This is a genomic window from Sandarakinorhabdus glacialis (genome assembly GCF_014643455.1).
Classification (GTDB): Bacteria; Pseudomonadota; Alphaproteobacteria; order Sphingomonadales; family Sphingomonadaceae; genus Sandarakinorhabdus; species Sandarakinorhabdus glacialis.
The window spans coordinates 201,521-219,983 of record NZ_BMJM01000005.1; the positions used below are offsets into that span (position 1 = coordinate 201,521).

Sequence of the window (18,463 nt, forward strand, 5' to 3'; positions counted from 1 at the left end):
TCAGCCTTTCAGGACGGTCTGGATATGGGCGAGCGCCTGGTGCCAGTCGTCGATGCGGACATGGGCGTCGGCGGCGGGCGGGATCAGCGTGCGCAGCGATTCCTCGGCGACCATGTGGAGGCGGTGGACATGCGGGACAAGCGCCTTGGCCGAACTGTGATGCGGCGGCAGGTCGTCGATGAATACCGCGGCCGAGGGCTGGAATTCGTCGAGCAGCGCCAATATGGGGCCACCCTTGGGACCATGGTTGCCGATGACGCGGTACGGCATGCCGAATTGCGCCAGTTCGAGCGTGCGCGAGACGGCGTGGTGATCGGCGATGTTGGTCAGGATGATGACGTCGCAGTCCTGTGCCAGGGTGGCGAGGCCGTGGGCGGCACCGTCGATCGGCGTCTGGGTCGGCATGTGGGTGGTGAAGAACCCGTCGAGCAGCGCCGGGAAACGCTCCGCGGCGACCGGCTGGTCGTCCTTGTCGCGGATATTGCCGACCAGCGCGAACGAGGTCAACTTGAGCGTCAGGTCGTGGACTTCATCGAGATAGGCGACGAACGGATCGATGAACTCGAGCAGGACGCCGTCGCAGTCGGAGATGATGAGGGGGCGGGTCATGCTTCGCCCTGCGACAGCACAGTGCCGGCATGGACGAGTTGCTCGGGCTTGATGCCGATGGCGGTGGCGCAGGCGATGAGATCCGATTCGCGGGCCTGGAGAAAGTCGATGACTGCCGCCAGCAAGGACGGGTCGCCGGCGCTGGCGCGCAGCTCGGCGGCGTCGAGGCCCGACAAGGCGAGGAAGCGCGGCCCGAGATCGGGATCGCCGGCGACATGCGCCAGCGCCTGGAGCGCAATCACGGCCGGCGGTGCGGCGTTAAGACTTTTGTGGTGCAACACGGCTATGGTGTTCCTGTAACCCGATCTGTCCTCAGTAGGGGGCTTGGCGGCAATTTGCCAAGCCTCGCTGGGAGGGCAGATCGCTGCAGGGCGAGGGCTTGTGCAGGTCATTACGGTGGGGGTTGCGGTGGCGAGGCAAGAGTTTTAACTGAAATCCGGGCGAATGCCGGCCTGGAGCGTTTTTCCAGGGCTGTGACGATATGGGATCGATAGCCAGGGGCATGACGGATCGTATCGGATTTGTAGGCAGCGACGGGGCATTGAGCATCGGCGAAGCCGTGCGCGGACTGATCCCGGCCGATGCGACGTTCGAGATGCTGACCGTCGGGGCCGCTAAGGAACTGATCGTCTCGCACCGGTTGACCGTGCTGATTGTCGCGTTGACCGGGTTGCCGTGGCATGAGCCGTTGCAGCGTTTGCTCGAATTGCAGGTGGCCGGCGAAGAACATCCGATCGCGGTGCTCGCGCTGGTGCCGCGCGCCGACCCTGAAGCCCTCGTAAGAGCATTTTCGCTGGGCGCCGCCGACGTCGCCTGTCTGCCGATGGACGCCAACGAGGTTCGCGCCCGGATGGCGATCCTGGTGCGGCGTCGGCACGCGGCGTTCGCCAAGGCCGCCGAGACCCGCGCGGCGTGGCGGATGGCGGTGCTCGACCCGGTTACCGGGCTGCACAATCGGCATCATCTCGACACCGTCCTGCCGCTGGCGATCGACGTGGCCCGCGATGCCAGGCGGCCGCTGGCGGTGCTGATGATCGACCTCGATGCGCTGAAGCCGTTCAACGATCGCTGGGGACACGCGGCGGGTGACCGGGTGTTGCGGACCGTCGCCGAGGCGCTGCAATCGAGCGTGCGGCCGACCGATACGATCGCGCGCTATGGCGGCGACGAGATCGTCGTGGTGATGCCCGATACCGACCATGCAACGGCGCGGGCGATCGCGGCGCGGCTGGTCGATGTGGTCGCGCAGACCCGAATCGGGCGGGCGGGGGACGGGCCGGGCGGGATTACGGTGAGTATCGGGCTGGCGACGCTGGGCGAGCAGGATGGCGATTCGCGGGCGCTGTTGTGCCGGGCGGACGATGCGCTTTATGCGGCGAAGCGGGCCGGGCGGAACCGGGTGGCTGAGGCTGCTTGAGGCTGGGGTCGGCTACGGCGACCGGAAGATAAGGAAAGAGCCGCGGCAAAGCCGCGGCTGACGTCGGACGAGTTTGGTGCGTGAAGATCGCACCGCCACGCCGTCCGAGTTTGCGCCTGTCGGCGCGCTACGCTGCGCTAGGCGCGAGCGCGGCGCTTCACTTAATCTTAGCTTCCTTGAACTCGACGTGCTTGCGCACAACCGGATCGTACTTGCGGAAGTTGAGCTTTTCCGTCTGCGTGCGCGGGTTCTTCTTGGTGACGTAGTAATAGCCGGTGTCGGCGCTCGAAACGAGCTTGATCTTGATGGTTGTCGGCTTGGCCATGACAGGTCCCGAAAAAAGTATAGATGACGCACGCGGGTTTGCCCGGCACGGGAAGCGGCGTCCAATGGCGGCGCGGGGGGCGAAAGTCAAGCCGCGCGGTGGCAAGCCGTGCATTTCGCGCCGATTTGGCAAGCCGGGCGCAAACCCCTATTCGGGGGCGATGACCATCGTCCAGCTTGAAGATCGCGCCGTGCTGCGCATTGCCGGCGCCGACACGCGGCCGTTCCTGCAGGGGTTGCTGACCGCCGATGTCGATACGCTGGCGCCGGACCGGCCCTTGTATGCGGGCCTGCTGTCGCCGCAGGGCAAGGCGTTGTTCGACATGTTGTTGTTTGCCGATGGCGATGACGTGTTCGTCGATGTCGCTGCGGCGCGGGTGGCGGCGCTGGCGAAACGGCTGGCGATGTACCGGATGCGCAAGGCGGTGACGATCGAAACGAGCCTGCTGGCGGTGTTTGCCGGTTGGGACGGCGGCGAAGCCGGGCAGGCGCCGGACGCGCGTTTCGCCGGGCTCGGCGCGCGTTGGCTGGCGGAAGACGCCGGGGAGGCGGGTGCGGCGGTGTACGACGTGCATCGGCTGGCGGTGGGCGTGCCGGGAAGCGCCGATATCGGCGAGGACCAGTTGCTGTGGCTGGAGACCGGCGCCGATTTGCTGAACGGGGTGAGCTTCACCAAGGGCTGTTATGTCGGACAGGAGAACACCGCGCGCATGCATTACCGCGACAAGGTGCGGCGGCGTCTGGTGCCGGTGCGATTCGCCGGCGACCCCGGTGACGGTATCGTCCGCGACGGCGCGGGGCGGATTGCCGGGACGCTGCGCAGCCACCGTGGCGGGGCGGGGATCGCGCATTTGCGGTTGGAGGCAGCCGGCGGCCCGCTCAGCCTTGGCGGGGCGCCGATGAGCGCGGAACGGCCGGCGTGGCTGGAAGCGGCGCTGCTGGCTGCGGTCGGGCCGGCCGTGATCGGGGACGTTTAATGGGCGTGACCCCCGCGCCATCGCCGGTGGAGAAGTCCTTTTCGATCGACGGCTTTGGACACCAGGTCGAGACACTGGCGGCCGACACATATTCATGGGTGGCCCATGACAGCGGGCTGGCGCTGACCGCGATCGGCTTCGCGTTCGGGCTGTATGCCATATTCTACGGTATCCGTTGGGCCATCGGGCGGGTGCTTAGTGATTCGCACGAGGTAACGACCTGGCGGGGCTTTGTCGGCAGGATCGTGCGGCGAACGCGCAGTGTCTTCATCGCCATCGCGTCGATCTACTTGGTCACGCGCGTCATCCCGATGCCGGGGCTGCTGCAGCGCGTGGTCAACACCGCATTCACGATCTCGTTCGCCGTCCAGGGTGCGCTGTGGGTGCGCGAGTTGTTGCTGGCGCTCGTTGAACGGCGGGCGGCCGACAGCGAAGCGAGCCACGAGCTGGCGAGCGCCATCGGCATCATCAAGGTGATGGTCAATGTCGTCGTCTGGGTGGTGGCAACGATCCTGATTCTCGACAATCTGGGCGTCAATGTCACGGCACTGGTGGCGGGTCTCGGCGTCGGCGGCATCGCCATCGGTTTTGCAGCACAGGGAATATTCGGCGATCTTTTCGCGGCACTGGCGATCCTGTTCGACCGGCCGTTCAAGGTGGGTGACGTCATCAGCTATGGCGGCAACACCGGCACTGTCGAGGCGATCGGGCTGAAGACGACGCGGGTGCGGGCGATTTCGGGCGAGCAGCTGGTCATCTCCAACGCCAAGCTGCTCGACCAGCAGATCTCCAATCTGCGGCGCATCGAGGAGCGGCGGGTCGCCTTCATCATCAGCGTGATCTATCAGACCAGCCCTGACCTCCTCGAGGCGATCCCGCGCGAGATCGAGGCGATGATCCGGGCGCGCGAGCTGTGCCGGTTCGATCGGGTGCACTTCATCCAGTTCAGCCCGTCATCACTCGATTTCGAGATCGCCTATCATGTCGTGGTGCCCGACCTGGTGACGATGATGGACGAGCGCCAGCTGATCGCGCTGGGGATCATCCGGCGCTTTGCCGGGCTGGGCATCAGCTTTGCGCATCCGACGCAGACGAGCTTTGCCGCATTGGCGGATGGCACGATTATCGATCCGCGGCCCATCCCGGAGAAGCGCCGGGATCAGCCGGAACCGGGAGCACAGGCGCGGCCGGCCTAGCCCTTGGGAACGGCGTCGCCGCGGAACTGCACCGGGATCGACTCGTAGATCGGCGATGGGGTCAGGCCGAGACGGGCGCGGACGTCCTCGATGGGCAGCGGCAGCAGCGCCATCCAGTCCTGTGCCGGCATCCAGCGCGCGGCCTTGCCGCGGCGATAGCCTTCGCGGATGGCGGCGACATAGGGCTGGCGGACGGGGGCCTTGCGGCTTTTGAAGGCGGCGCCGACGGCGATGAAGGCCCAGCCGAGCGAGCGCGTCTGGGCATAGGAGAAGGAGACGAGGCAGGCTTCGCCGAGCGAATCGAGGCCATAGCCGGTGGTGACGTGCCACAGGTCATGGGCGTCGCGGATGCGGCGGCCATACCAGGCGACGGGGTGTTCGAGGCCGATCATGGTCTGGCCGGAGACTTCGACGAGGCCCATCGGGGTAACGCCGCCGTCATCAGTGAAATCACGGTAGACGGCGCCGAGGCTGCCGGCGGGGAGGGTCGCCAGCCAGGCGCGGTCGGACAGGCGTTCGGCGAGTTCCTCGCGCTGGTACGCCATGCGGCCGCCCTGGGTGGTGCGCAGCAGCTTGTAATAGCCCTTGCGAGTCGATTTGCCGTTGAGGGCGCGCATGATCTCGAAGACTTCGGCGGTGTCGTCCTTGTCGCGCAACAGCCGCTGGAGGGCGCGCCAGGCGGCGCCCCATTCCAGCCGGGGTATCGGCAGGAATTCAGGCTCGGGAGCGGCGACGATGCGGGTCTGTGCGGTCATACGGAGTAGTTATACGCAAAACACGGAGCGTGTAAATGGAGTGTAGCTCAATTCAATCCTGCGGTTGAACCCTGCGGGGCGTCGGTGTCGCCTGGATGGCCTGTTCCTGGATTGGTCCATAGACGGTGCTGGTGAAGCTGGACACGCAGCCCGCAGTCAGGATGCACTCCTGCCCCCTCTACTGTTAAGGCTAGTGCAGGATCGCGGCGGCGGCGATGCGGCGGTCAGATGCCGGCGACATCCTCGATGCTGAGCAGGCTGGCGTTGCCGCCGGCGCTGGTGGTGTCGGTGCTGACGGTGCGCTCGTGGACGAAGCGTAGCAGGTAATGCGGCCCGCCGGCCTTGAAGCCGGTGCCGGACCGGCCCTCGCCGCCGAACGGCTGGCTGCCGACGACGGCGCCGATCATCGAACGGTTGATATAGAGGTTGCCGACGTGCGCACCATGGGTGACGACAGCGGCGACCGAGGCGATGCGGCTGTGGAGGCCCATGGTCAGGCCGTAGCCGAGGGCGTTGACGGCGGCGATGGTAGCGGGGAGCTCGCCGGCTTTCCAGCGGACGACGTGGAGGAGGGGCCCGAACCATTCCTCCTTGAGGTCGGCGATCGCGTCGAGGGCGATGACGGTGGGGGCAACGAAATCGCCCGTTGCGGGCGCGGGCAGGGCGTGGAGCCAGCGGGGTTGCTGGGCCTGGCGGTAGGTTTCGAGGCGCGTGAAGGCAGCGTCGTCGATCACCGGGCCGACATCGGTGGCGGGGTCGGCGGGGTTGCCGATGACCAGCGTGTCCATGGCGCCGCCCAGCATTTCGAGGGTGCGGTCGGCGACATCGTCCTGGACCAGCAGCAGGCGGAGCGCCGAGCAGCGTTGCCCGGCGGAGCGAAAGGCGCTGGTGATGACGTCCTGGACGACCTGTTCGGTGAGCGCGGTCGAATCGACAATCATGGCGTTAATGCCGCCGGTTTCGGCGATGAACGGCACGAGGGGGCGCGATTCGTCATCGAGGAGCGCGCGGGCGATGCGGCGGGCGGTGGGGGTGCTGCCGGTGAAGGCGACGCCCATGATGCGCGGATCGCGGACGAGGGCTTCGCCGATCTCGCCGCCGCCGGTGACGAGTTGCAGCGCGCCGGCGGGGATGCCGGCTTCGTGGGCGAGGGCGACGGCGGCGGCGGCGATGAGAGGGGTTTGCGGGGCGGGCTTGGCGACGACGGTGTTGCCGGCGACGAGCGCCGCGCCGACCTGGCCGAGGAAGATGGCGAGCGGGAAGTTCCACGGCGCGATGCAGGCGAAGACGCCGCGGCCTTCGAGGCGAAGCTCGTTGCGTTCGCCGGTCGGCCCGGGGAGCTGGAGAGGCAAAAACTGGGTGCGGGCTTCGGCGGCGTAGTAGCGGCAGAAATCGACGGCTTCGCGGACTTCGGCAAGGGCGTCGGGGATGGTCTTGCGGGCTTCGTGGACGCAGATCGCCATGAGGGATTCGCGGTCGCGTTCCAGGAGGTCGGCGAGGCGCTCCAGAGCGTCGGCGCGGGATTCCGGGGGGGTGGTGGACCAGGTGGGGAAAGCGGCTTGGGCGGCGGTTACGGCTGCTGCGACGTCGGAGGGCCCCCTCTCCCGGCTCGGCGAAGGGGCCGAGTCCGACCTCTCCCGCGAGGGGAGAGGTGAGGCGATCTTGGTGGCGAGCGTGCCCAGCACCTGTTCGTCGGCGAGGTCGATGCCGCTGCTGTTGTCGCGGCTGTTGCCGTAGAGGCGGATCGGCAGGGGAATCGACGGGTGGGGGCTGCCGGCGACGCTGGCGACCTTGGCGGCGGGGTCGGCGAGCAGTGTGTCGTCGCTGATGTTGGCGTCGGCGAGCTGGTGGACGAAGCTGCTGTTGGCGCCGTTTTCGAGCAGGCGGCGAACGAGATAGGCGAGCAGGTCGCGGTGGCCGCCGACAGGGGCGTAGGTGCGGCATTTATAGCCGTGCTCGCGGACGAGGCGCTCGAACAGGCCCTCGCCCATGCCGTGAAGACGCTGGAACTCGAAATCGCGCGTTTCGCCGGCCCATTCGAGGATGGTGGCGACGGTCAGCGCGTTGTGGCTGGCGAAGGCGGGATAGATGTTGGGCGCGGCGAGCATGTCGTGGGCGCAAGCGAGGTACGACACGTCGGTGGCGGCCTTGCGGGTGAACAGCGGATAGCCGGCGAGGCCTTCGACCTGGGTGCGCTTGATCTCGCTGTCCCAATAGGCGCCCTTGACGAGGCGGACGGTCAGGCGCTGCGCGGTGTCGCGGCCGAGTTCGTTGGCCCAGGCGACGACCGGACGCGCGCGCTTGCCATAGCCCTGGATGGCCATGCCGAAACCGTCCCAGCCTTTGAGCTCGGGACGGCGGGCGGTTGCTTCGATGATGTCGAGGCTCATCACCAGCCGTTCGGATTCCTCGGCGTCGACGGTCAGCCCGATGCCGCTGTTGGCAGCTTCGGCAGCCAGTTGCCGGACCATGTCGGTGAGTTCGGGGACGCAGGTCGCGGCGTGGGCGGTTTCGTAGCGTGGGTGGAGTGCCGACAGCTTGACCGAGACCGAGTGGCGGTCGGTGATGTGGTTGGCTTTGGCGGCCTTGGCGGTGTCGCGGATGGCCGCCATGTAGCTGGCGAAATAGCGTTCGCCGTCGGCGCGGGTGCGCGCCGCTTCGCCGAGCATGTCGAAGCTGGCGGTGAAGCCGCGATTGTCCTTGTCGGCGGCGCGTTCCAGAGCTTCGTCGATGGTGCGGCCCATGACGAAGACCTGCCCCATCATGCGCATCGCGGCGCCGACGGCCTGGCGGACGAAGGGCTCGCCGGAGCGGGCGACGAGACGGCGCAGGACCGAGGGTTGCGCATCGTTGCCCATCAGCGCGCGGGTCATGACCAGGCCCCAGGTGGCGCTGTTGACGAGCAGCGAGTCGGACTGGCCCTTGTGGGCGCTCCAGTCGGCGGTGCCGATCTTGTCGCGGATGAGGGCGTCGGCGGTCTCGGCATCGGGGACGCGCAGGAACGCCTCGGCGAGCGACAGCAGCGCGACGCCTTCGGCGGTGTTGAGGCGGTATTGCTGGAGGAAGCGGTTGACCCAGCCCTCGTTTTGCGCAGCGCGCAGGTCGGCCAGCAACCCGAGGGCGCGGCCGACGACGGCATCGCGGACGGTCGGCGCAAGGGTCGCGGCAGGCAGCAGATGCGCGAGAACGTCGGGCTCGGGCGCACGGTGGAGGTCGCGCATGTGGGCGCGGGAAGCGGACAGGCTGGTCATGACCAGTCCTTAATGCGGGGGCGGCGGCGAAGAAAGCGCTGTGACGCCGCGATCAGCGGGCCGGGGTCATGATCGCCCGTCCGGCGAGTTCGTCGTCGAGCGCCTCGGCGCGTTGGCGGGCGGGGCGGTCGTCCATGCGCGCCAGGTAGCGGCCGAACACCGGCCGCTCGGCGATTGTGCCGAAGCGGATCGCCCAATCGAGCAAGGCGCCGAGATAGAGATCGGCGGCGCTGAAGCGACCGCCCGCGAGCCAATCGCGCTGCGACAGCACCGTGTCCAGCATGTCGACGACGCGGTCGAGGCTGCCCCAGCCGGCGCGCTGGTCGGCCAGCGGCGGCGCGGCGAACTCCATCGAGGACAGCGTTGTCGCGGTTTCGAGCGGCCCGGCGGCAAAGAACAGCCAGCGGTAATAGTCGCCGCGTGCCGCCGTGCCGGATGCGGGTGCAAGGCCGGCGAGCGGAAAGGCGTCACCCAGATAGGCGCAGATCGCGGCGCATTCGCTGACGACGGCGTTGCCATGGACGAGCACGGGCATCTTGCCGATCGGGTTAAGGGCGAGGAACGCGGACGTGCGCCGGGCCTCGATATCGACGACTTCGGTGCGGTAGCGTGCGCCGACCTCCTCGAGCATCCAGCGCGCGATGCGGCCGTAGGTGAGGGGATGGGTGTAGAAGACAAGCTCGGTCATCGTTGCCGGTTCCGAATTGCGTCGCGGCGCCTAGATAACGAAATTTTCGGGAGCCGCCCAATCCATATTGACGACTACGCGTGTAATCCATTACGACTACGCTTGTAATCCAGAATGAGTCGAAATGGCTGAACAGGCGAGCGAACGGATCAGCGAAGCGGAACTTGCCGTCATGGAAGTGCTGTGGGCCGATGCGCCGTTGACTGCGATGGATGTTGCCGAGCGTATCGATCCGGCGCGGGGCTGGAGCGACCGGACGGTCAAGACCATGCTCGGGCGGTTGCTCGCTAAGGGCGTGCTGGCGTTCGAGGAGGATGGCCGGCGGTATCTGTATCGGCCGCTGGTCGAGCGCGCGGCGCATGTGGCGGGGTCGACACGGCAGCTTGTCGACCGGCTGTTCGGTGGGCGGGCGGCGCCGCTGGTGGCGCACCTCGCCGAAAACCATGCGTTGTCGGACGACGATATTGCCGAACTTGAAGCACTGGTGCGGGAGTTGCGGAAATGAGTTTCTGGCTGGTCGAGACGCTGGTCGCGTCGACGGTGTTGATGCTCGCGGTGCTGGCGGTGCGGCGGCCGGTGGCGCAACTGTTCGGGCCGCGGATTACCTATGCATTATGGGCGCTGCCGGTGCTGCGGCTGGTGTTGCCGCCGATCCCGGGCTGGACGGCTTTCTATCCACCGGTGGCGCGGGGCCATGGTCCGGTGATGACCGGGCTCACCGACACCGCTTACGCTGCGACGCTGCCGCCGCTGCCGATCACGGCCGCGACGATCGACTGGGTGCTGGTGACGCTGCTGGTGTGGGCGGCCGGTGCTGCCGTGTGGATCGGCTGGCAGGCGCTGCGCTATCATGTCTTCCTGCGCGGCGCCCTTGCGGCGGGACGCCTGCTGACCCGGCAGGGCGGCACCGAAATCTGGATCACGCCGGCAGTCGATGGTCCGATGGCGGCGGGGGTGATGCGGCCGCGGATCTTCCTGCCCGCCGATTTCCAGACGCGCTATTCGCCCGGTGAACGCCGGCTGGCGCTGCTCCACGAGGGGGCGCACCATGATCGCGGCGACCTGCTGGCCAATTTCATCGGGCTGGCAGCGGTGGCACTCCACTGGTGGAACCCGATTGCGCACAAGGCGTGGCGGGCGTTTCGGGCCGACCAGGAGCTGGCCTGCGATGCGACGGTGCTGGCGGGGGCAGCGCCCGACCTGCGGATTGCCTATGGCTCGGCAGTGCTCAAATCGGCGTGCAGCCGGACGCCGGCGGCGGCGTGCGCGATGAACCACAAGTCGCAGTTGAAGCAGCGGATCGTGATGATGAAGGACCGGCCGATGGGCGTGCTGCGCCATCTGCTCGGCGGCTTGTGTGCGCTGTTGCTGGTCGGCGGCGGCTTGCTGGTGACGGCAAGTGCGGCACCGCCGGTGGCGCCTGTTGCACCTGCGGCGCCGGTTGCGCCGGTTGCGCCTGCCTTGATCGCACCGCCCGTCGCGCCGGTCGCCGTGCCGCCGGCTGCTCCGGTACGCGTCCGGCCCGTGCGGAGCGTGACGACCAGCACGGCGCCGGGCCACGATTGGGCGACGGTGCATGATAGCGGCGCGGCGCACCGGTCGGCGGTCCGGGCGGAGGTCGCCGCATCGCTGGCGGCAGCCCGGGCGCAGATGTCGGCGGACTGCGCGGCGGCGGGAACGCCGGTTGCCGCGGGCGCCGACATGCGGACGCTGGCGACCTGCGGCCCGCAATTCAAGGCGCGGATCCATGCGTCGGTGCGCAAATCCCTGGCCGCGGCGCGGTGGTCGGTCGAAGCATCGGAGGGGCTCGACGAGGACAGGCGAGACCACGCGCTGGACAGGATCGATAAAGCCATGGCGAAGCCCGACCCCGAGTTGGCAAGTCTCGACACAAACTATGGGAGCTGTCCATCGTCCCGGTTGACGTTCACGTTAGCCAGCGCCTAGGTTGCCGCAAAATCAACCTTGGGAAGCTGACACGATGGCCAAAGCTCTACCGCTCGACGATTATCGCGCGCTTGTCGGGACCGAAGTCGGCGTGTCCGACTGGATCCTGGTCGACCAGGCCAAAATCGACGCCTTCGCCGAAGTGACCGGCGATCACCAGTTCATCCATGTGAACCCGGAACTGGCCAAACAGACGCCGTTCGGCACGACGATCGCCCATGGCTATTTGACGCTCAGCCTGTGCTCGGTGTTCGCCTATAGCGCGATGCCCGGCATCCAGGGCACCAAGATGGGGGTCAATTATGGCCTCAACAAAGTGCGTTTCATGGCGCCGGTGAAGAGCGGCAGCAAGGTCCGCGGCCGTTTCACGCTCGCCGATGTGACGCAGCGTCCCGATGGTGCGTGGCAGACGACGACCAATGTGATGGTCGAGATCGACGGCGAGACCAAGCCGGCGCTGGCCGCCGAGTGGATCACGTTGCAATATCTGTGATCAGGTCAGTATCTTTAAGGGATTAGAATCATGAGCCGTATTGGTCTTTTGCAAAAGCCCTGGCCCGAAGCGTTCGAGGCGGTTGCCGCCAAGGTCGCGGCGCCGGGCAGCGAGCCGCTGACGCTGTTTACCTCGATCGGGCAGAGCCAGAAGGCGCTCGATCGCTTCCTCGGCGGCGCGGTTGCCGGCAAGGGCGCGCTCGATTTCCATACCCGCGAGATCGTCATCGATCGCACCGCGGCGCAGACCGGTTGCGAGTATGAATGGGGCATCCATACCAAGATGCTCGCCGGCAAGGCCGGGCTGTCGGAGGCGCAGGTGCGCTCGACGTTCGACGGCCATGCCGATGACGGCAATTGGGAGCCGGCCGATGCGGCGGCGATCGCCAGTGTCGATGCGCTGCTGGTTCGCAAGAAGCTGAGCGATGCCGAATTCGCGCGGTTGTCTGGGCATTTCGATACGGCGCAGATCCTGGAGATCGTGCAGTTGGTGGCGTTTTATCATGGGGTTGCGCTGATTACCGGCGCGATTGCCTTGCCGAGCGAGCCTGGCATGGGGCGGTTTCCGACGGCCTGATTTACCAACCTTCCCTTCTCCAAGAGAGGGGGCAGAACAAGGATTATACGATGCGTGAAGCAGTTATCGTTTCGACGGCGCGGACCCCGATTGGCCGGGCTTATCGCGGCGCGTTCAATGCGACGCCGTCGCCGACGCTGGGTGGCCATGCCATCAAGCATGCCGTGTCGCGGGCCAAGATCGAGGGCGGCGAGGTCGACGACGTCGTCATGGGCGCAGCGCTCCAGCAGGGTGTGCAGGGCGGCAATATCGCGCGCACGTCCCTGTTGCGCGCCGGACTGCCGGTGACCGTGTCGGGCCAGTCGATGGACCGCCAGTGCTCGTCGGGCGTCATGGCGATCGCTACCGCGGCCAAGCAGATCATCGTCGACGGCATGCAGATCACCATCGGTGCCGGCATCGATTCGATCTCGATGGTGCAGAACGACAAGATGCGCGTCGAGGGCGATCCCTCGCTGGTGGCGATGGTGCCGACCATCTATATGCCGATGCTGCAAACCGCTGAAATCGTTGCCAAGCGCTATAACATCAGCCGCGATCGCCAGGACGAATATGGCTATCAGTCGCAGATGCGGACTGCCGCTGCCCAGCAGGCCGGCAAGTTCGATGACGAGATCGTGGCGATGACCTCCACCATGGTCATGGTCAACAAGGAGACCAAGGAAGTCACCAAGCACGAAGTGACGACTTCGAAGGACGAGGGCAATCGGCCCGAGACGACGCTCGAAGGCCTGAAGGGGCTGAAGCCCGTCATCGAGGGCGGGGTCATTACCGCCGGTAACGCTTCGCAGCTTTCGGACGGTGCGTCGGCGAGCGTGCTGATGGAAGCCGGTGAGGCTTCGCGGCGCGGGTTGACGCCGCTGGGTGCGTATCGCGGCATGGCCGTCGCTGGCCTCGAGCCTGACGAAATGGGCATCGGGCCGGTCTATGCGATCCCCAAGCTGTTGAAAGCCAACGGCCTGACGATGAACGACATCGGACTGTGGGAGCTCAACGAAGCCTTTGCCGTGCAGGTGCTGTATTGCGCCGATACGCTCGGGATCGATCCCGAGCTGCTCAACGTCAACGGCGGGGCGATCTCGATCGGGCATCCGTATGGGATGACCGGGGCGCGCTGCACGGGCCATGCGTTGATCGAAGGCAAGCGCCGCGGGGCCAAATATGTGGTCGTGACGATGTGTGTCGGCGGTGGGATGGGTGCTGCCGGGTTGTTTGAGGTCTATTAAGGGCCTCCGGCGGCTGGGGCCTTGGCCCCAGACCCCATTTTTAAAAAAAATGGCGTCGGGGGTTTTTGAGAAAAGCGTTTGATAACAGGGGGTTGACCCCTTCAAGTTCACTGGGACGCGAATGGTCATTCGCGTGCCGGTGTTTTTTTGGCGGACTGCTGCCTGTGGGACGGTGGATGCTGAAACAAGTTCAGCATGACGAGCGCCGCATTTAACCGTTTTGGTTCTAAGTGTCAAGAACCGGGGTGCAGGGGGCGCGGCCCCCTGCTTGCCGAAGGCGCTTACTTCTTCGCCCGCGCTGCCGTCACTTCGATCTCGATGAGGAAGTTGGGGCCAGCGAGCCCGGCGACCTGAACCGTCGAGCGGGCGACCTTGTTGGGGTTTTCGGCGGCGCCGAAGAATTCGCCATAGCCGGCGTTGAAGCCGGCGAAGTCCATCTTGCCGTCCATGCCGGGGGCGGCGGTGACGAAGACGGTCATCTTGAAGATGTCCGACATCGTATAGCCTTGCGCCGCCAGGATGGTCTTGATCTTGTTGAAGATGCTGATTGTCTGGGTTTTGGTGTCGCCAAAGGCTTCGACGGTGGTGGCGGGTTTTGACGGGTCGATCGGGGAGGCGAGCTGGCCGGAAAGGTGGAAGATCTCGGCACCGGGGGCGACGATGGCGCCGGTGAGGATGCGTGCCTGGGGTGTGTTGCCGATGCGGTTGACGACCTGGGCGTTGGCGGCGGCCGGTAGCGCGGCGACGAGCAGCGCGGCGATGGCGAGTGACTTCATGCGGGGGTCCCCTTTGTGATCGAACAGCAAGATGGGCGACAGGATAGTCCTGCCGCCCACCCTTGCAACTGGAACGTCCTAGAATTTGGCCGAAGCGCGGAGGTACCAGAAGCCGCCCATGTAGCTGAGGGGGGAGGCGTCGTTGTAGATCCGGCCGTTCGCTGCTGCTCCGGTTTGGGAGAACAGGTTGCGGACGTCGCGGTCCGGGTAGCGGTTGAACAGGTTTTCGGCACCGGCGGCGACGCGGAAGCGTTCGTCGAAGGTGACGCCGACTTCGAGATCGAAGCTCCAGTCGGCACCGAACTCCTGGATGCTGGCAGGGTTGATGACCCAGGCAGCGTTGGGATTGTCGTTGTAGGAGGTGATCGAGCCGTAATAGTTGAGCCGGGCGGTGGCATCGAACATGCCCGACGTCCAGGATTCAGCCAGGACACCGCGCCATTTCGGTGACAGCCCCTCGATATTGAGGCTGCGGCGCACGTCGATCGCTGCCGGGATGGTGCGCTCGGTCACGTCGGTACTGTTGTAGTTGACTGCCAGCGAGGTGTTGAAGACCCCGGCGCTGACGCTGGCACGATGCGAGAGCACCGCGTCGACACCCTGCGTCTTGGTCTTGAAGCCGTTGGTGAAGTAATTCACCTGGCCCAGGTCGGCGGCATTGACGACCCCCAGCGCCGCCAGCGCGACACGGTCGGCAGGGGTGACGTTGAACGACGAGGTGATGGCGATCCGGCTGCGCACGGCGATGTTGTAATAGTCGAACGTGCCGGTGAAGCCGCTGCCCGGGGTGAGCACGAAGCCGCCCGAGAAGCTGAGCGACTTTTCCGGATCGAGCGGCTGCGAGCCGAAGTAGATGCCGGTAACGCTGTCGGCGCGCACCGTGGCGACGGCGACGGGAACGACGCTGCCGTTGGGGAACGCCGTCTGGACGTTGGCGGTCGCCGATTGGCCGGGTGTCGGTGCCCGGAAGCCGGTGCTCACGGCGCCGCGCACCGCAATCGCCGGGTCGATCGCCCAGCGCGCACTGACCTTGCCGTTCACGGTGCCGCCGAAATCGCTGAAATGATCGTAGCGGCCGGCGATGCCGATGGTGAAGTCTTGGGCGACATCGGCCTCGAGATCGACATAGGCCGAGTAGCTGGTCCGTGAGTTCTCGGTGGCGGCATCGGGGCTGTAGCCCGGAAAGCCGTTGGCGCCGAGTGCGGCATTGACCACGAAGCGCGTGCCGTCGGTCCGTTGCACGGTTTGCGAGGCGTACGGCCCGATGGCGTAGGAGGCCGGGTCGCCGATGCCGACGGCATAGGTTTCACGCCGGAACTCGAGACCGCCGGCGATGTTGAGCGGGCTGAAGAAGCCGACTTCGACCGGATAGCTGAGATCGAGGTTGATGTTGGTTTCACGCTGTTCGAGCCGTCCGAGGAAGAAGCTGGTCGGCGATTGCGGCCCGAGCGACGGGTTGAGCGTGTTGGTCATGTCGTACGAGATGCGATTGCGGCCCGTGCCGGCGCTGAAATCGAAGTTCATGCCGAACGCGGTTTCGCCGCGATAGCCGATGACGCCCGAATAATCCTCGTTGTCGCTCTTGAACAACGGCGTGAAACCGTTGGGAAAGAAGGTGCTGCCGCGGAAGATGCGCCCGTTGGCGTTGTAGACGGGTGCACCCGAAGCGGTGCGCAGGCCGGGGATGGTATCGAGGTATATCGGCCCGATCGATTCGCCGAGCGTGAACGACGCCGCGGGCACGGCGCCCGGGACCGCCGCCGCGCCGGGCGTGACGGAGACCGCGAATGGCCGCCGATAGTTGAAGTCGACTTCCTGCTTGGCAAAGCCGTAGTTGCCGAAGAAATAGACTTCGTCCTTGTCGCCGACCGGGATCGCCGAATTGATGACGAAGCGGTAGCTGCGGCTTTCGGGCTGGCCATAGCGGGTGCTCGGGCTCGGCACGTCGATGCCGGCGGCGCGCAACGGTGCGGCGTCGGGTCGATCGAGGGCGCGGTTGAACAGCCCCTGGTCGTTGAACTCGGCGCTGAGGTTGACGAAGCCTTCGCCCAGCTTGAAGCCGGCATTGGCCGAGACCTGGATGTCCTTGCCGTCGCCTTCATAGGTCTGGCCATAGCGGGCGTTGACTTCATAGCCGCTGTCGTTGGTGCGCAGCCCGAGGTTGATGACGCCGGCGATGGCATCCGACCCGTATTGGGCGGCGGCGCCGTCGCGCAGGACTTCGATACGGCCGAGTGCGACGGCGGGAATCTGCGACAGGTCGGGGCCTTGCGAGCCGGCCGAGAGCGAATCCCCCGCGACCTGGACGAGCGCCGAACGGTGCATGCGCTTGCCGTTAATGAGGACGAGGATCTGGTCAGGCGGGAGGCCGCGAAGGGTTGGCGGGCGGACGAATGCCGAGCCGTCCGCGCCGGCGTTGCGTTGCTGGTTGAACGAGGGAACGAGGTTCTTGAGGATGGTCTGCAGGCTGGGGCTGGCCTGTACCGACAGGTCCTTGGCGGTGAAGACATCGACCGGGACGGCGGATTCGGTGACGGTGCGATCGGTTCGGCGGGTGCCGGTGACGATGATTTCGCTGGTGGGATCGACCGCGGCGCTATCGTCGGGGGCGTCGGCGGCGGCGGCAATGACCTGCGCACTGGCTGTGGCCGACAAACTGGCTATTGCGAAAACAGATAATGAGATAGCGGCGCCATGTCGCAAAGTAATTCGGTATCTTGTATTCATCGTGAACGACCCCTTGCAAGAAAAGCGTCGAACCTCCCCAGTAAAACCGCACTTTGCAGCTCTGTGGCCGCAAAAAAAGCGCAGTTCCCTGAACGTCGGCACAAGGCCGACGCAAAACCAAACTATATGTTCCCCCGAAATCGGTGCCGCCACGCCTCATGGCTTGTGTGCAGCATTTCCTCGAAACCTAATCTGGATGGATTTGCAGACTTTTTACAATAGGGTTTTTGCGATTACTGCAAATCAAGGCTGGCCTGTGACAAATATGTAACAAGGAGCGCGGCCAAGGAGCTGAAAATTCTGGCTGATCATGGGCTTTGGTCGCCGGCCCAAGCCCCGCGGCAACACGGGCGGCGCGATTCGCGAGGCATGGTTGACCCGGCGGCGTCGGCGTTCGACAAGCGGCATAGATGGCCAAGCTGTATTTCTATTATGCGTCGATGAATGCCGGGAAATCGACGATCCTGCTGCAATCGAGCTTCAACTATCGCGAGCGCGGCATGCACACGATGCTGTTCACGGCTGCGATCGACGACCGTGCCGGGAAGGGACTGGGTACGATCGCCTCGCGAATCGGGCTGACGGCGGATGCGGCGGCGTTCGATGCCGGGACCGACCTGTATCGGATCGTGGTCGCCGAACACGCGGCGCAAACGGTGCATTGCGTGCTGGTCGACGAGGCGCAGTTCCTGACGAAGGCGCAGGTCTGGCAATTGGCGCGGGTTTGCGACGAGCTCGGTATCCCGGTGCTGACCTATGGCCTGCGCACCGATTTCCAGGCCAATCTGTTCGAGGGCAGCCAGTGGTTGCTGGCGCTCGCCGACGTACTGACCGAGATCAAGGCGGTGTGCATGTGCGGACGCAAGGCGATCATGAACCTGCGGATCGATGCGCAAGGCCTTGCAGTGGCGGCGGGAGCGCAGACCGAGATCGGCGGCAACGACCGCTATGTGGCGCTGTGCCGGCGGCATTTCACGGCGGCGCTGATGGGCGCGAAAGTTCAACAGGGGAGAGTGTGATGAGCGGCATCTACGATATCGAGGCGATGAAGATCGACGGGTCGACGGTGTCGATGGCCGAATGGCAGGGCAAGGTGCTGCTGGTGGTCAACACCGCGAGCAAATGCGGGTTCACGCCGCAGTACGAAGGGCTGGAAAAGCTGCAGAAGGATTTCGGCGCACGCGGCTTTGCCGTGCTGGGTTTTCCAAGCAATCAGTTCGGGTCGCAGGAGCCGGGCGACGAGGCGGAGATCGCCAGCTTTTGCAAGCTGACCTACGATGTGGATTTTCCGATGTTCGCCAAGGTCGATGTGAATGGCGACAATGCGCATCCGTTGTTCCGCGCGCTCAAGAAGGCCGCGCCCGGGTTGCTGGGCAGCGAAGGCATCAAGTGGAACTTCACCAAGTTCCTGATCGACCGGGCGGGCAATGTCGTCGATCGATATGCGCCGACGACCAAGCCTGCGGACATCGCAGCCGATATCGAGAAACTCCTATAGGTG

General features: G+C 65.8%; 18 protein-coding genes. 10 read left to right on the forward strand and 8 right to left on the reverse strand.

Translation table 11 applies throughout. The features are described 5' to 3' along the window. Together IEW98_RS09110 and IEW98_RS09115 are read right to left on the reverse strand one after the other, a co-directional pair. On the reverse strand, positions 1–609 hold the full coding sequence (locus tag IEW98_RS09110) for an HAD family hydrolase (protein WP_188762620.1): 609 nt from the start codon (positions 607–609) through the stop codon (positions 1–3). Then, positions 606–890, reverse strand: a complete 285-nt coding sequence (locus IEW98_RS09115; RefSeq protein ID WP_243450655.1) for a DUF3572 domain-containing protein — start codon at positions 888–890, stop codon at positions 606–608. The genes IEW98_RS09110 and IEW98_RS09115 overlap by 4 nt, the downstream gene beginning before the upstream one ends. A gap of 221 nt (positions 891–1,111) precedes the next feature. Here IEW98_RS09115 and IEW98_RS09120 point away from each other — a divergent pair, with 221 nt between their 5' ends. Continuing rightward, positions 1,112–2,026: a diguanylate cyclase gene (locus IEW98_RS09120; RefSeq protein WP_188762622.1), complete on the forward strand. Its 915-nt coding sequence runs from the start codon at positions 1,112–1,114 to the stop codon at positions 2,024–2,026. A gap of 157 nt (positions 2,027–2,183) precedes the next feature. On the opposite strand, the gene rpmG is transcribed toward IEW98_RS09120, so the two are convergent. After that, positions 2,184–2,351, reverse strand: coding sequence for a 50S ribosomal protein L33 (gene rpmG, locus IEW98_RS09125; protein WP_188762623.1), 168 nt, complete (start codon positions 2,349–2,351; stop codon positions 2,184–2,186). Positions 2,352–2,511: 160 nt separating this feature from the next. Here rpmG and ygfZ point away from each other — a divergent pair, with 160 nt between their 5' ends. Then, positions 2,512–3,327, forward strand: coding sequence for a CAF17-like 4Fe-4S cluster assembly/insertion protein YgfZ (gene ygfZ, locus IEW98_RS09130; protein WP_188762624.1), 816 nt, complete (start codon positions 2,512–2,514; stop codon positions 3,325–3,327). Beyond that, positions 3,327–4,523 carry a mechanosensitive ion channel family protein gene (locus IEW98_RS09135; RefSeq protein ID WP_188762625.1) on the forward strand — a complete coding sequence of 399 codons (1,197 nt, stop codon included), beginning with the start codon at positions 3,327–3,329 and terminating at the stop codon, positions 4,521–4,523. Before ygfZ ends, IEW98_RS09135 begins: the two co-directional genes overlap by 1 nt. Here the strand turns inward: IEW98_RS09135 and IEW98_RS09140 are convergent. The 3 genes from IEW98_RS09140 to IEW98_RS09150 all read right to left on the reverse strand — a co-directional run bounded on the left by IEW98_RS09140 (position 4,520) and on the right by IEW98_RS09150 (position 9,217). Beyond that, complete coding sequence (locus IEW98_RS09140; RefSeq protein ID WP_188762626.1) at positions 4,520–5,278, reverse strand: Coq4 family protein; 759 nt, start codon at positions 5,276–5,278, stop codon at positions 4,520–4,522. The two genes, IEW98_RS09135 and IEW98_RS09140, sit on opposite strands and share 4 nt — an antisense overlap. Before the next feature lie 224 nt (positions 5,279–5,502). After that, complete coding sequence (gene putA / locus IEW98_RS09145; protein WP_188762627.1) at positions 5,503–8,529, reverse strand: bifunctional proline dehydrogenase/L-glutamate gamma-semialdehyde dehydrogenase PutA; 3,027 nt, start codon at positions 8,527–8,529, stop codon at positions 5,503–5,505. A gap of 52 nt (positions 8,530–8,581) precedes the next feature. After that, positions 8,582–9,217, reverse strand: coding sequence for a glutathione S-transferase family protein (locus IEW98_RS09150; protein WP_188762628.1), 636 nt, complete (start codon positions 9,215–9,217; stop codon positions 8,582–8,584). A gap of 124 nt (positions 9,218–9,341) precedes the next feature. Here IEW98_RS09150 and IEW98_RS09155 point away from each other — a divergent pair, with 124 nt between their 5' ends. From IEW98_RS09155 to IEW98_RS09175, 5 genes are read left to right on the forward strand one after another with little or no spacing between them, the layout of a single operon-like run. Beyond that, positions 9,342–9,722, forward strand: coding sequence for a BlaI/MecI/CopY family transcriptional regulator (locus tag IEW98_RS09155; protein WP_188762629.1), 381 nt, complete (start codon positions 9,342–9,344; stop codon positions 9,720–9,722). Further along, positions 9,719–11,164, forward strand: coding sequence for a M56 family metallopeptidase (locus IEW98_RS09160; RefSeq protein WP_188762630.1), 1,446 nt, complete (start codon positions 9,719–9,721; stop codon positions 11,162–11,164). The genes IEW98_RS09155 and IEW98_RS09160 overlap by 4 nt, the downstream gene beginning before the upstream one ends. Positions 11,165–11,198: 34 nt before the next feature. After that, positions 11,199–11,657 carry a MaoC family dehydratase gene (locus tag IEW98_RS09165; RefSeq protein ID WP_188762631.1) on the forward strand — a complete coding sequence of 153 codons (459 nt, stop codon included), beginning with the start codon at positions 11,199–11,201 and terminating at the stop codon, positions 11,655–11,657. A gap of 30 nt (positions 11,658–11,687) precedes the next feature. After that, a complete protein-coding gene (locus IEW98_RS09170) occupies positions 11,688–12,233 on the forward strand; it encodes a carboxymuconolactone decarboxylase family protein (RefSeq protein WP_188762632.1) in 546 nt (181 codons plus the stop codon). 50 nt (positions 12,234–12,283) lie between these two features. Beyond that, complete coding sequence (locus tag IEW98_RS09175) at positions 12,284–13,459, forward strand: acetyl-CoA C-acyltransferase (protein WP_188762633.1); 1,176 nt, start codon at positions 12,284–12,286, stop codon at positions 13,457–13,459. Positions 13,460–13,740: 281 nt separating this feature from the next. Here the strand turns inward: IEW98_RS09175 and IEW98_RS09180 are convergent, their stop codons facing one another. After that, on the reverse strand, positions 13,741–14,235 hold the full coding sequence (locus tag IEW98_RS09180; RefSeq protein WP_188762634.1) for a RidA family protein: 495 nt from the start codon (positions 14,233–14,235) through the stop codon (positions 13,741–13,743). 78 nt (positions 14,236–14,313) lie between these two features. Then, entirely contained in the window at positions 14,314–16,890 is a 2,577-nt protein-coding gene (locus IEW98_RS09185; RefSeq protein ID WP_243450656.1) for a TonB-dependent receptor plug domain-containing protein, read from the reverse strand. Positions 16,891–17,372: 482 nt separating this feature from the next. Here IEW98_RS09185 and IEW98_RS09190 point away from each other — a divergent pair, with 482 nt between their 5' ends. Both IEW98_RS09190 and IEW98_RS09195 read left to right on the forward strand, forming a co-directional pair. Beyond that, positions 17,373–17,981 (forward strand): thymidine kinase, encoded by a 609-nt coding sequence (locus IEW98_RS09190; RefSeq protein WP_188762636.1) that lies wholly within the window; start codon positions 17,373–17,375, stop codon positions 17,979–17,981. Further along, positions 17,981–18,460 carry a glutathione peroxidase gene (locus IEW98_RS09195; RefSeq protein ID WP_188762637.1) on the forward strand — a complete coding sequence of 160 codons (480 nt, stop codon included), beginning with the start codon at positions 17,981–17,983 and terminating at the stop codon, positions 18,458–18,460. The genes IEW98_RS09190 and IEW98_RS09195 overlap by 1 nt, the downstream gene beginning before the upstream one ends. Positions 18,461–18,463: the final 3 nt, after the last annotated feature.

What these genes read in the sequence shown, in the direction of transcription:
- IEW98_RS09110 (WP_188762620.1), bottom strand. Translation starts at nt 609, where the DNA reads ATGACCCGCCCCCTCATCATCTCCGACTGCGACGGCGTCCTGCTCGAG.
- IEW98_RS09120 (WP_188762622.1), top strand. Translation starts at nt 1,112, where the DNA reads ATGACGGATCGTATCGGATTTGTAGGCAGCGACGGGGCATTGAGCATC.
- rpmG (WP_188762623.1), bottom strand. Translation starts at nt 2,351, where the DNA reads ATGGCCAAGCCGACAACCATCAAGATCAAGCTCGTTTCGAGCGCCGAC.
- ygfZ (WP_188762624.1), top strand. Translation starts at nt 2,512, where the DNA reads ATGACCATCGTCCAGCTTGAAGATCGCGCCGTGCTGCGCATTGCCGGC.
- IEW98_RS09135 (WP_188762625.1), top strand. Translation starts at nt 3,327, where the DNA reads ATGGGCGTGACCCCCGCGCCATCGCCGGTGGAGAAGTCCTTTTCGATC.
- IEW98_RS09140 (WP_188762626.1), bottom strand. Translation starts at nt 5,278, where the DNA reads ATGACCGCACAGACCCGCATCGTCGCCGCTCCCGAGCCTGAATTCCTG.
- putA (WP_188762627.1), bottom strand. Translation starts at nt 8,529, where the DNA reads ATGACCAGCCTGTCCGCTTCCCGCGCCCACATGCGCGACCTCCACCGT.
- IEW98_RS09150 (WP_188762628.1), bottom strand. Translation starts at nt 9,217, where the DNA reads ATGACCGAGCTTGTCTTCTACACCCATCCCCTCACCTACGGCCGCATC.
- IEW98_RS09155 (WP_188762629.1), top strand. Translation starts at nt 9,342, where the DNA reads ATGGCTGAACAGGCGAGCGAACGGATCAGCGAAGCGGAACTTGCCGTC.
- IEW98_RS09160 (WP_188762630.1), top strand. Translation starts at nt 9,719, where the DNA reads ATGAGTTTCTGGCTGGTCGAGACGCTGGTCGCGTCGACGGTGTTGATG.
- IEW98_RS09165 (WP_188762631.1), top strand. Translation starts at nt 11,199, where the DNA reads ATGGCCAAAGCTCTACCGCTCGACGATTATCGCGCGCTTGTCGGGACC.
- IEW98_RS09170 (WP_188762632.1), top strand. Translation starts at nt 11,688, where the DNA reads ATGAGCCGTATTGGTCTTTTGCAAAAGCCCTGGCCCGAAGCGTTCGAG.
- IEW98_RS09175 (WP_188762633.1), top strand. Translation starts at nt 12,284, where the DNA reads ATGCGTGAAGCAGTTATCGTTTCGACGGCGCGGACCCCGATTGGCCGG.
- IEW98_RS09180 (WP_188762634.1), bottom strand. Translation starts at nt 14,235, where the DNA reads ATGAAGTCACTCGCCATCGCCGCGCTGCTCGTCGCCGCGCTACCGGCC.
- IEW98_RS09190 (WP_188762636.1), top strand. Translation starts at nt 17,373, where the DNA reads ATGGCCAAGCTGTATTTCTATTATGCGTCGATGAATGCCGGGAAATCG.
- IEW98_RS09195 (WP_188762637.1), top strand. Translation starts at nt 17,981, where the DNA reads ATGAGCGGCATCTACGATATCGAGGCGATGAAGATCGACGGGTCGACG.